Annotated in this window: 8 protein-coding genes and 1 tRNA gene; 7 read left to right on the plus strand and 2 right to left on the minus strand. The window is 62.8% G+C overall.

The window, feature by feature from the left end; genetic code table 11:
• Positions 1–295: 295 nt before the first annotated feature.
• From fdnG to GQ39_RS08550, 7 genes are all read left to right on the plus strand, one after another.
• Positions 296–3361, plus strand: coding sequence for a formate dehydrogenase-N subunit alpha (gene fdnG, locus GQ39_RS08520; RefSeq protein WP_152613981.1), 3066 nt, complete (start codon positions 296–298; stop codon positions 3359–3361).
• A complete protein-coding gene (gene fdxH / locus GQ39_RS08525) occupies positions 3362–4297 on the plus strand; it encodes a formate dehydrogenase subunit beta (RefSeq protein WP_047528856.1) in 936 nt (311 codons plus the stop codon).
• Positions 4294–4947 carry a formate dehydrogenase subunit gamma gene (locus tag GQ39_RS08530; protein WP_047528858.1) on the plus strand — a complete coding sequence of 218 codons (654 nt, stop codon included), beginning with the start codon at positions 4294–4296 and terminating at the stop codon, positions 4945–4947. Before fdxH ends, GQ39_RS08530 begins: the two co-directional genes overlap by 4 nt.
• 4 nt (positions 4948–4951) lie before the next feature.
• Complete coding sequence (fdhE, locus tag GQ39_RS08535) at positions 4952–5878, plus strand: formate dehydrogenase accessory protein FdhE (protein WP_047528860.1); 927 nt, start codon at positions 4952–4954, stop codon at positions 5876–5878.
• 45 nt (positions 5879–5923) lie between these two features.
• The gene (gene selA / locus GQ39_RS08540; protein ID WP_047528862.1) at positions 5924–7354 is read left to right on the plus strand and encodes an L-seryl-tRNA(Sec) selenium transferase; all 1431 of its coding nucleotides are present in this window, start codon (positions 5924–5926) and stop codon (positions 7352–7354) included.
• Complete coding sequence (gene selB, locus GQ39_RS08545) at positions 7351–9252, plus strand: selenocysteine-specific translation elongation factor (RefSeq protein ID WP_047528864.1); 1902 nt, start codon at positions 7351–7353, stop codon at positions 9250–9252. The genes selA and selB overlap by 4 nt, the downstream gene beginning before the upstream one ends.
• A gap of 11 nt (positions 9253–9263) precedes the next feature.
• Positions 9264–9359: transfer RNA gene (locus tag GQ39_RS08550), tRNA-Sec, on the plus strand.
• An 8-nt stretch (positions 9360–9367) separates the two neighbouring features.
• Here the strand turns inward: GQ39_RS08550 and GQ39_RS08555 are convergent.
• Together GQ39_RS08555 and GQ39_RS08560 are read right to left on the minus strand one after the other, a co-directional pair.
• Complete coding sequence (locus tag GQ39_RS08555) at positions 9368–10645, minus strand: OprD family porin (protein ID WP_236693141.1); 1278 nt, start codon at positions 10643–10645, stop codon at positions 9368–9370.
• A 193-nt stretch (positions 10646–10838) separates the two neighbouring features.
• Complete coding sequence (locus tag GQ39_RS08560) at positions 10839–12107, minus strand: OprD family porin (RefSeq protein ID WP_047528866.1); 1269 nt, start codon at positions 12105–12107, stop codon at positions 10839–10841.
• Positions 12108–12142 lie beyond the last annotated feature (35 nt).

Below are 12142 nucleotides of genomic sequence, written 5' to 3' on the forward strand. Positions count from 1 at the left end.
TCTCGTGAAGGCGGGGTTGGATATGGCGCCATGATAAGCGCCAAGCCCCTGTAGGAGCGAGCTTGCTCGCGAAAGCGCTGTGTCAGCTGAGCAAGTTGCGACTGACACGCCATCGCGAGCAGGCTCGCTCCTACAGGTGACCGTCTCGCGCCCGGGAATGCCCGACGGTCGGGTTCCATCGCGGTTTCGACAGCCTTGACTAGAGTTTAAGTGTCGGCAGCCCGTCTGCCGCAAGTGTGTTTGTCCATGAAAATCCGGGAAAAGTACCGGGTCTTCACCTGATCAGGAGTGCACGATGGACCTCAGCCGTCGTCAGTTCTTCAAGGTCGCCGGTATCGGCCTTGCAGGCTCTAGCCTGGGCGCGCTGGGCATGGCCCCGACGCCTGCCTTTGCCGAACAGGTGCGCCACTTCAAGCTCGCCCACACCCATGAAACCCGCAACACCTGCCCGTACTGCTCGGTCGGCTGTGGGGTGATCATGTACAGCCAGGGCGATGCGGCGAAGAATGTCGCGCAAAGCATCATCCACATCGAAGGTGACGCCGACCACCCGGTCAACCGCGGCACCCTGTGCCCCAAAGGCGCAGGCCTGCTGGACTTCATTCACAGCCCCGGCCGCCTGCAGTACCCGCAGGTTCGCAAGCCCGGCAGCGACGAATGGACGCGGGTTTCGTGGGATGACGCACTCAATCGCATCGCCGACCTGATGAAGGCCGACCGCGACGCCAATTTCATCGAGAAAAACGCCCAGGGGCAAACGGTGAACCGCTGGCTGACCACCGGTTTCCTCGCGGCCTCGGCGGCGTCCAACGAAGCGGGCTACATCACCCACAAGGTCATTCGCAGTCTCGGCATGCTGGGGTTTGATAACCAGGCGCGTGTCTGACACGGCCCGACGGTGGCAAGTCTTGCCCCGACGTACGGCCGTGGTGCCATGACCAATACCTGGACCGATATCGCCAACGCGAATCTGGTTCTGGTGATGGGCGGCAACGCAGCAGAAGCTCACCCTTGTGGTTTCAAATGGGTGACGGAAGCCAAGGCGCACAACAAGGCGCGGCTGATCGTGGTCGATCCGCGATTCACCCGGACCGCCTCGGTGGCCGACTATTACGCGCCGATCCGCACCGGCACCGACATCGCCTTCATGGGCGGGCTGATCAACTACCTGCTGAGCGAGGACAAGATCCAGCACGAATACGTGCGCAATTACACCGACGTGTCGTTCATCGTCAAAGCCGGCTACGGCTTCGAAGACGGGATTTTCAGCGGCTACGACGTCGCCAAACGCGCTTATACCGACAAGTCCGGCTGGGGGTACGAGCTCGGAGAGGATGGCTTCGTCAAAACCGACCCGACCCTGCAAGACCCGCATTGCGTGTATCAGCTGATGAAGCAGCACTACAGCCGCTACAACATCGACCTGGCGAGCCAGGTGTGCGGCATGCCGGTCGAGGCCATGCAGAAAATATGGGAAGAAATCGCCACGTGCTCGCAACCGGGCAAGACCATGACGATTCTCTATGCCCTGGGCTGGACCCAGCACTCCATCGGGTCGCAGATCATCCGCAGCGCCGCCATGGTGCAATTGCTGCTGGGCAACGTCGGCATGCCGGGCGGGGGCGTGAATGCCCTGCGCGGCCACTCCAACATCCAGGGGCTGACCGACCTGGGGCTGTTGTCCAACTCGTTGCCCGGTTACCTGACGCTGCCGGGCGACGCCGAGCAGGATTACAACGCCTACATCGTCAAACGCACGCAGAAACCGCTGCGGCCGGGGCAGTTGTCCTATTGGCAGAACTACGGCAAGTTCCACGTCAGCCTGATGAAAGCCTGGTACGGCGCCAACGCCACGGCCGATAACAACTGGTGCTACGAGTACCTGCCGAAACTGGACATTCCCAACTACGACATCCTCAAGGTGTTCGACCTGATGGGCCAGGGCAAGGTCAACGGCTACATGTGCCAGGGCTTCAACCCGATCGCCGCGTTGCCCGACAAGAACCGGGTGATGGCGGCGCTGGCCAGACTCAAGTGGCTGGTGGTGATGGACCCGCTGGCCACCGAAACCTCGGAGTTCTGGCGCAACGTCGGGCCGTTCAACGATGTGAAGAGCGCCGACATCCAGACCGAAGTGATTCGCCTGCCCACCACCTGTTTCGCCGAAGAAGACGGTTCGCTGGTCAACAGCAGCCGCTGGCTGCAATGGCACTGGAAAGGTGCCGACGGCCCCGGTGAAGCGCAAACCGACATCCGGATCATGAGCGAGCTGTTCCTGCGCTTGCGCCAACGCTATCAGAGCGAAGGCGGCAAGTACCCCGACCCGATCCTCAAACTGTCCTGGCCCTACAAGATCGCCGACGAGCCTTCGCCGGAGGAACTGGCGAAGGAAATCAACGGCTGCGCCACCGCAGACTTCACCGACGCCACTGGCGCGGCGGTCAAGGCCAATACCCAACTGGCGGCGTTCAGTCAGCTCAAGGACGATGGCAGCACGGCGTCCGGTTGCTGGATTTTCTGCGGCAGCTGGACCGAGGCGGGCAACCAGATGGCCCGCCGCGATAACAGCGATCCGTATGGCATGCATCAACATCAGGGCTGGGCCTGGGCCTGGCCGGCCAACCGGCGGATTCTCTACAACCGTGCCTCGGCTGACGTGCAAGGCAAACCCTGGGATCCGAAAAAACGCCTGGTGTGGTGGAACGGCAAAGCCTGGGGCGGCACCGACGTGCCTGACTACAAGGCCGATGTACCGCCGGAAGCCGGGATGAACCCGTTCATCATGAACCCCGAAGGCGTGGCGCGGTTCTTCGCCGTCGACAAGATGAACGAGGGGCCGTTCCCCGAACACTATGAACCGTTCGAAACGCCCATCGGCATCAACCCGATGCACCCGGACAACAAGAAAGCCACCAGCAACCCGGCGGCGCGGATCTTTGATTCGGTGTGGGATTCGCTCGGTGTGGCCAAGGATTATCCGTACGCCGCCACCAGCTACCGGCTGACCGAGCATTTCCACTTCTGGAGCAAGCACTGCAAGCTCAACGCGATTGCCCAGCCCGAGCAGTTCGTCGAGATCGGCGAAGTGTTGGCCAGGGAGAAAGGCATCGTCGCCGGCGACCGTGTGCGCGTCAGTTGCAAGCGCGGGCATATCGAGGCGGTGGCGGTGGTGACCAAGCGGATTCGGCCGTTGCAGGTCAACAATCAAGTGGTGCACCAGATCGGTATCCCGCTGCACTGGGGGTTCACCGGCCTGACGCGCCACGGTTACCTGACCAACACCCTGGTGCCGTTCCTCGGCGATGGCAACACCCAGACCCCGGAATCCAAGTCATTCCTGGTCAATGTGGAGAAAATCTAAATGGCCAGCCAAGACATCATTGCCCGCTCGGCCACCACCACCGTGCCGTCCTCGGTGCGCAATCAGGAGGAAGTCGCCAAGCTGATCGACACCACCAAGTGCATCGGTTGCAAGGCCTGCCAGGTCGCCTGTTCTGAATGGAACGAGCTGCGCGACGAGGTCGGCCACAACCACGGCACCTATGACAACCCGCAGGATCTGAGCGCCGAAACCTGGACCCTGATGCGCTTCACCGAGCACGAAACCGACGCCGGCAACCTCGAATGGCTGATCCGCAAGGACGGCTGCATGCACTGCGCCGAGCCGGGTTGCCTGGCGGCGTGCCCCAGCCCCGGTGCGATCATCAAGCACGCCAACGGCATCGTCGATTTCAACCAGGACCACTGCATTGGTTGCGGCTATTGCATCACCGGTTGCCCGTTCAACATTCCGCGCATCTCGCAAAAGGATCACAAGGCCTACAAATGCACCTTGTGTTCGGACCGGGTGGCCGTAGGGCTGGAGCCGGCCTGCGTGAAAACCTGTCCGACCGGGGCCATCGTCTTCGGCACCAAGGAAGACATGAAGGAGCACGCCGCCGAGCGCATCGTCGACCTCAAGAGTCGCGGTTTTGACCAGGCCGGTCTGTACGACCCCGCAGGCGTCGGCGGCACCCATGTGATGTACGTGCTGCACCATGCCGACACGCCGAAGCTCTACGCCGGCTTGCCCGCCGACCCGGCGATCAGCCCGTTGGTGGGCCTGTGGAAGGGCGTGAGCAAACCCCTGGCGCTGCTGGCGATGGGCGCGGCGGTGCTGGCCGGTTTCTTCCATTACGTGCGCGTCGGCCCGCAGATCGTGGAAGAAGATGAATTGCCGCCACACACTGACCCGGCGGTGCATGAGGTCGATCCGTCGGTGCACACCTATGATCCGAAGCGGGAGAACAGGCCATGATCCGCAAAGAGATCCTTCGCTATACCGCCAACCAGCGCACCAACCACTGGCTGGTGGCGATCCTGTTTTTCATGGCCGGGCTGTCCGGGCTGGCGTTGTTTCACCCGGCGCTGTTCTGGCTCAGCAACCTGTTCGGCGGCGGCCCGTGGACACGCATCCTGCACCCGTTCATGGGCGTGTTGATGTTCCTGTTGTTCCTCGGGTTGGTGGTGCGCTTCTGGCGCGCCAATTACTTCATTGCCAATGACCGCTTGTGGCTCAAGCGCATTGACCGGGTGATAAAAAACGAAGAGGAGGGCGTGCCGCCCGTCGGCAAGTACAACCCCGGGCAGAAGCTGCTGTTCTGGACTTTACTGCTGTGCATGCTCGGGCTGCTGTTGACCGGTCTGGTGATCTGGCGCGCGTATTTCAGCGACTACTTCGGCATCACCCTGATCCGTTGGGCGATGTTGCTGCATGCACTGGCGGGGTTCGTGCTGATCCTGAGCATCATCGTGCACATCTATGCCGGGATCTGGATCAAGGGCTCGATCAGCGCCATGCTGCATGGCTGGGTCAGCCGCGCCTGGGCGAAGAAACACCATGAACTGTGGTATCGCGAGGTGACGCGTGACGAGCGTCCCGACCCGCCCTTGAGCAAAAAAGGATAACGATTTGGCCACCATTCTGGAGCCAGGAGAGATCGAAGCGGCGGCCACGGCACCGCCGTTTCTGCACCTGCCACCGTCCAACCTGTTCACCTTGCGCGCGCTGCGCCTGGAGCGCCTGGCCGAAGGGCATCCATTGGCCGATTACCTTCGTCTCATCGCCGGGTTGTGTCAGCAACAACAGCGACTGATGGATGATCCACCGGATGCGGCCGTGCCCGACCCGCAACGTATCCAGCGCTGCCTGGAGCACGGTTTGCCACCGTTCGCCGCCGACAGCCTGGTGCGCGAAGACACCTGGTTGCCCTGGCTGAACGGTTTGTTGCAAGGCTATCAACCCGCAGCGCAATCACCGGTGGAGCAGGCCGTGACGACATTGCGCAACGCCAGCGCCGGGCAGCTCAAGACCTGGGCGCTGGCTTTGGTCAGCGGCCAGTTCAGCTTGTTGCCGGCGGCCCTGGTGCCGTTTCTCGGTGCGGCATTGCAGGTCGCGTGGAGTCATTGGTTGCTGACGACACCGGACCTCGCCCTCAAACCCGGCACCAGCCTCAACCAGTGCCCGGCCTGTGGATCACCGGCCATGGCCGGGGTGATTCGCCATCGTGGCAAATACAACGGCCTGCGCTACCTGGTGTGTTCGCTGTGCGCCTGCGAATGGCATGTGGTGCGGGTCAAGTGCGTGTATTGCGAGCAAAGCAAGGGCCTGCAATACGTCAGCTTCGACAGCGACCGGCATGCCGCCGACAAAGCGCCGTTGCGCGCCGAAACCTGCCCCGGCTGCCAGAGCTACCTCAAGCAAATCTATCTGGAGTGTGACGCCGAAGGCGAAGCGCTGTCCGCCGACCTGAGCAGCCTGATGCTCGACATGCGCCTGGAGCAGGAAGGCTTTCAGCGTCCGGCGCCCAATCTGCTGCTGGCCCCCGGAGGCGACTGACGCGAGCGTCTACACTCAGGCGGTCCACCTTTGCCGGAGCGCCTGATGTCTGCCAGATCCGCCAGCCCAGCCTTGCGCCTGCCCTCCATCGACAGCTTGTTACGCGACCCGGCGTGTCAGCCTTTGGCCGAACGCTATGGGCGCGATGCCTTGCTCGCCAGCCTGCGGCAGTTGCTCGACGACTTGCGCGAGCCGGTGCTGGCCGGACAACTCGACGCCGTTGAACTGACTCCGCCCGTGCTGGCGGGCAGGGCGGGTGAGCGACTGGCCAGCCAGCATCGAAGCCATGTACGCCGAGTGTTCAACCTCACCGGCACGGTGCTGCACACCAACCTGGGGCGCGCCTTGCTGCCCGAAGAAGCCATAGACGCAGTGCAAATGGCCGCGCGTTATCCGCTGAATCTGGAGTTTGACCTGCACAGCGGCAAGCGCGGCGACCGCGACGATCTGATCGAAGGCCTGATCCGCGAGCTGACCGGCGCGGAAGCGGTGACCGTGGTCAACAACAATGCCGCCGCCGTGTTGCTCACCCTCAACAGCCTGGGTGCGCGCAAGGAAGGTATCATTTCCCGGGGCGAGTTGATCGAAATCGGCGGCGCCTTTCGCATCCCGGACATCATGGCCCGCGCCGGGGTCAAACTGCATGAAGTCGGCACCACCAACCGCACCCACGCCCGTGACTACGAAGCCGCCATCGGCCCGCGCAGTGGTCTGGTGATGCGCGTGCATGCGAGCAACTACAACATCCAGGGCTTCACCACCCGCGTGCCGACCGCAGAGCTGGCGCAACTGGCACACCGGCATGGCTTGCCGCTGCTGGAGGACCTCGGCAGCGGCAGTTTGCTGGACCTCACGCGCTGGGGCCTGCCCGCCGAGCCGACGGTGCGACAGGCGCTGCTCGACGGTGCAGACATCGTCACCTTCAGCGGCGACAAACTGCTCGGCGGCCCCCAGGCCGGTTTGATCGTCGGCCGCAAGGAACTGATCGCACGGATCAAGAAGAACCCGCTGAAACGTGCGCTGCGCGTCGACAAACTGACCCTCGCCGCCCTCGAAGCGGTGCTCGGCCTGTACCGCAACCCGGATCGCCTGGCCGAGCGGCTGCCGAGCCTGCGGCTGCTGACCCGACCCCAGGCGGACATCTTCGCCCAGGCCCAACGCCTGTTGCCGTCAATGGCGCAGGCGCTCGGCGCTGCCTGGAACGTCAGTGCAGAGCTGGCGCTGGGCATGATCGGCAGCGGCAGCCAGCCTGTGGCGCGCTTGCCGAGTGCGGCGTTGTGCCTGCGGCCGGCCTGCTCCAAACGTCTGCGCGGTCGTTGGCTGCACGGCCTGGAAGAGAAACTGCGGAGCCTGCCGGTTCCGGTGCTCGGGCGCATCGACGACGACGCCGTGTGGCTGGACTTGCGGCAACTGGACGACGAGCCGGCGTGGCTGGCGCAACTCGGTCAGTTGCAGGCAGGGGACGCAGCAGAGTGATCGTCAGTACTGCAGGGCACATCGATCACGGCAAGACTGCATTGCTCCAGGCCCTGACCGGACAGGCCGGTGACCGCCGCCGGGAAGAGCGTGAGCGCGGCATGACCATCGACCTCGGTTACCTCTACGCCGCGCTGGAGCCGGGCGCCGGCCTCACCGGTTTTATCGACGTACCCGGTCATGAGCGCTTCACCCACAACATGCTGGCCGGGGCACAGGGCATCGATCTGGTGCTGCTGGTAGTGGCTGCCGACGACGGGGTGATGCCGCAAACCCGCGAGCACCTGGCCATCGTCGAACTGCTGGGCATCCCCAAGGCACTGGTGGCGATCAGCAAATGCGACCGGGTCGATACGGCTCGGCTACAGGCCGTTTGCGAGCAGGTCAACGCCTTGCTGGCGCCCGGCCCTTATGCCGATGCGCCGCAGATTGTGCTGTCGAGCGTGACCGGGCAGGGCATCGACACCCTGCGTCAGGCCTTGATCAAGGCGCAACGCGAGGTCGTTCAACGCCGCCAGAAAGGCGGTTTTCGCCTGTGGATCGATCGGGCGTTCAGCGTGGCGGGCGCGGGTATCGTGGTCACCGGCACGGCGCTGTCCGGGCAGGTGGCGGTGGGCGATACGTTGATGCTCGGCCCCCTCGGCAAGTCGGTGCGGGTGCGCGGCCTGCATGCGCAGAATCAAGTCGCCGAGGTCGCCATGGCCGGCCAGCGTGTTGCCTTGAACATCAGTGCCGAACGCCTGGCGCTGGAGCAGATTCACCGAGGTCAGTGGCTGTGCGCCGAATGGCTGTCTGCCCCGACCCAACGAATCGATATCGACCTGTGTCTGTTGCCCGGCGAACCGCGCGCTTTCGAGCACTTCCAACCGGTGCACGTTCATCTCGGCACCCAGGACGTAACCGGGCGCGTGGCGTTGCTGGAGGGCGCCAGCCTGGCGCCGGGCGCACGGATGTTCGCGCAACTGCTGCTGAATGCGCCGGTGCAGGCGGTCAAGGGCGATCCACTGATCCTGCGTGACCCGAGCGCGCAACGCACCCTCGGCGGTGGCCGGGTGCTCGATCCGTTCGCGCCAACCCGACAACGACGCAGCCCCGAACGTCTGGCGCAGTTACACGCCCTGGCTACGCACGACGAGTTGGAACACTGCCTGCCGGCATTACTGGCCCACGGCGAAACCGGGCTCGACTCGGTGCGGCTGGAGCGTCAATTCAATCGCCCCCGCGACACCTGGGTTTTACCTGCGGACGTGCGCCTGATCGACACCCGCCAAGGATCTTTGCTGTTCAGCGTGGCGCGCTGGGAAGGGGCGAAAACACGCTTGCTGGAACAACTGGCGCGCTTTCACGAACTGGAACCGGACCAGATGGGTCCGGACCGTGATCGGCTGCGTCGATTCAGTGCCACGGTGCTCGATCGCCCGACGTTCATCTGCCTGCTCGACGAATTGCTGGTCAGTGGCGCCATCGCCAGCAGCGGGCCGTGGCTGCATCTGCCTGGCCATCAAGTACGTTTGAGCGAAGCGGACGAAGCCCTGTGGCAAGTGTTGCAGCCAGTGTTCGAAACGGCCGGTTTCGAGCCGCCGTGGGTGCGCGACTTGCCGCATGACGAAGCCACCGTGCGGTTGCTCCTGCGCAAAATGGCCCGGTTGGGGTTGCTGCACCAGGTGGTCCGCGACCTCTTCTACACCGATGCGATGATCCGCCGATTGGCGGCTATGCTGTTGCAACTGGCCGACGACAACCCGGTGATCCAGGTGTCGGCGTTTCGCGACGCGGTGGGCCTGGGGCGCAAGCGCAGTATCCAGATTCTCGAATACTTCGACCGCCTGGGGCTGACCCGACGGGTTGGCGATCGCCGCCAGATTCGTCCCGACAACGTGTTGGCCCGGCGCCCATAGCCAGGTTTCAAGGAAGGTAATCGCGCCCGGTGGCGCGGCCGGGCTTCAAACCCGGTGGGGGACGGCATCCGTTCCCGGGCAGGTTCGACTCCGGCTACCTTCCGCCATTTTCCACTCAGAAGGGCCCGAAATTCAGCGGGTACTGGATGACCACGTAAAGCCTGTCGATGTCATCGCCGCCCTGGGCAGCGTTGGCGCGGTGCGACACTTGGGACACCTGCAGGCTCAACCCCTTGGCGGCACCGGACTGCACGATATAGCGCAGGTCGATGTCGCGTTCCCAGTGGCGTCCGCCATCCCCCTGTTGCGGCACGTACTCCCCCAGCGACGGGTCGAACGGATTGTAAGCGCCGCCCTGGGGCGCATGGGTGCCATCGATGCCGGTGCCTTTGACGTAGCGCGTCATGAAGTTCAGGCCGGGCACGCCAAAGGTGCTCAAGTCGAGGTCGTAACGTGCCTGCCACGAGCGTTCACCCGCGCCGTTGAAGTCGGCGTACTTGATCGAGTTGGCGAGGTAGATCGAATCGCCACCGACGAAATCGAACGGTGTGTCGCCCTGGACTTTTTGGTACGCCAGGGTGAAACCGTGGGCGCCGACCGTATATTTGCCCGACAGGCTGTAGGCGGTGTTGTCGATGGCGCCGGCCAGCGCCTGACCGGTTTGCCGGGTGTGGTAGATGTTCCCGTCGAGGAAAATCCCCGACTGTTTCAGGTGCAGGTTGCCGTAGTACTGGTACCAGGTGTCCGTCAGCTCTGAAGCGTACAGTGCGCCGCCGACAGGGCTCTGTGTGAACAGGTCGGCGCCGGCGAACGAGATCCCGCCCGCGTCGGTATTGGCCCCGTAACCGGAAAAATTGCCCTTGCTTGAAGAGCTGTCCTGGTTCTTGAAGGCGGTGAAGTGGCCGGCAGTAAGGTTCATTCCGTCGAGCTCGCGGCTGTTGAGCAGAAAACCCGTGGCGTATTCCGGTTGCAGGCGCTTGTCCGCCGTGTCGAACACGGGGGTTTCCACCATCATTTCACCAAAGGACAGCGTGGTGTTTGAGGTCTTGAGTTTGATTGCACCGCCACCGCTGGAGTAGTTGCTGGCACTGCGGCCGTCGCTGTCGACTGGCAACAGGCCGGTCCCGGAACGGCCCTTTCCGCTGTCCAGCTTCAAGCCCAGGAAGGCATGGGCGTCGAGGCCCAAACCCACGGTCCCCGGCGTGAATCCGGATTCAAAGGCGCTGATAAAACCTTGAGCCCACTCGGCTTTATAGCTTTTGCCCGTCGGCGAAGGCGAGCGGTAGTCGCTGTTGAGGTAGAAGTTGCGACTGAGCACTTCCAGCGACGCACCGTCGAGAAAGCCTGATGTCGGTTCGTCTGCCAGGGCGGTCCCGGTGATGCCGGTGGCCAGTAGCGAAAACCAGAAGCACGGTCCGATTCGTTGATCTTGCAATGCAGTTTCCTTGCGGGCTTACGGGAAACGAGGCGTGCATGATTGCGTAGATTCAGCCGGGAATATTGAATCGGTGTGCTGTGTCAGACATGTTTTTCGAGGGGGCTGTGTTTGTCGTTCCCACGCAAGCGTGGGAACGACATTTCGGGGTTTACCAGATCGGTAAGGTGTAGCTGAGGATCAAGCGGTTTTCATCGAGGTCGCTGCCAAAGTGGCTCGAACGCACGGTCGCGTTGCGCCATTTCACCCCGACATTCTTCAACGGGCCGCTCTGGACCACGTAGCCAATGTCGGTATCGCGCTCCCATTCCTTGCCTTCGGGCCGATTGCTGCCCAGGTCAATGTTGGAACCGTTGATGTAGCGGGTCATGAAGGTCAGGCCGGGCACGCCGACGGCTGCGAAGTTGTAGTCGTAGCGCGCCTGCCAGGACTGTTCGTCCTTGCTGGCGAAGTCGCCGATCTGGACGAAGTTCACCAGGAATGCATCGGCTCCGTTGATATAGGCAAACCCGGTGTCACCGCTCATGCCCTGATAGCCCAGGCCGAAGGCATGGCCGCCCAGGCTATAGGTGAACATGGCGCCGAACGCATTGTTGTCGATATTGCTGCCGCCATCGTCGGTCGAACGGGCAAAGCGCAGGTCCGTCTTCAATGACTGGCCAGCGGTCACTGGCAGCAGGTAAGTCAGGTTGACCATGTGCTGGTCATAGAAGTTATCGAGGTGGCCGTAGGCATAGCCGGTGGTCAGATTGCTGGTCCACTTGTAGCTCAGGCTGGCGAAGTCGAAGCTGTCGCTCGTCAAATGGCGACTGGTGATGCCCTTGGCGCCGGTTCGGGTAATGCCCATGTCTTCATAGTTCGAAGAGTCGCGCTGATTGACCTGTGTCAGCCGTCCGCCATCGATGGTCAGGCCTTCGATTTCCATCGAGGTCAACTGACCGCCTTCGAACGTTTGTGGCAACAACCGTGAGTCGTTGGCCAATACCGTTGGCACCTTGGGCAGCAACGTGCCGAGTTTCAGCGTGCTTTTGGATGCACGCAGCTTTGCCGTCACACCCATTTCGCCGTATTCGTCCTGAGCGCCTTTGCTCGTGTCGCTATGCCGTTTGAGCAGGCCGGAGCCGGCGCGATCAGGGCTGGAATCGAGCTTGACGCCCAGCAGGCCGATGGCATCGAAACCGACACCGATCAACCCTTCGGTAAAACCGGACTCATAGCGCAGCAGGAAACCTTGCGCCCATTCCTCTTGTTTGGATTGCGCAGCGTTGTCCTGGCGGTAATCCCGGTTGAAGTAGAAGTTACGCAGCTCGAGGCTGGCCTTGCTGTCCTTGACGAAGTCAGCAGAGGCGGGAGCCGAGAGACTGATGATACCGCCGGCAAGCAGCAGTCGGGTCGAGAGAGTGCAGGTATTGCGGTCCATGATGAAGCCCCTTTGTTTTTTTATTGTTGAAAGGA

Origin of the sequence: Pseudomonas sp. 11/12A (assembly GCF_000800055.1) — a bacterium.
GTDB classification, from domain to species: domain Bacteria; phylum Pseudomonadota; class Gammaproteobacteria; order Pseudomonadales; family Pseudomonadaceae; genus Aquipseudomonas; species Aquipseudomonas mohnii.

What these genes read in the sequence shown, in the direction of transcription:
- GQ39_RS08530 (WP_047528858.1), top strand. Translation starts at nt 4,294, where the DNA reads ATGATCCGCAAAGAGATCCTTCGCTATACCGCCAACCAGCGCACCAAC.
- fdxH (WP_047528856.1), top strand. Translation starts at nt 3,362, where the DNA reads ATGGCCAGCCAAGACATCATTGCCCGCTCGGCCACCACCACCGTGCCG.
- selA (WP_047528862.1), top strand. Translation starts at nt 5,924, where the DNA reads ATGTCTGCCAGATCCGCCAGCCCAGCCTTGCGCCTGCCCTCCATCGAC.
- GQ39_RS08560 (WP_047528866.1), bottom strand. Translation starts at nt 12,107, where the DNA reads ATGGACCGCAATACCTGCACTCTCTCGACCCGACTGCTGCTTGCCGGC.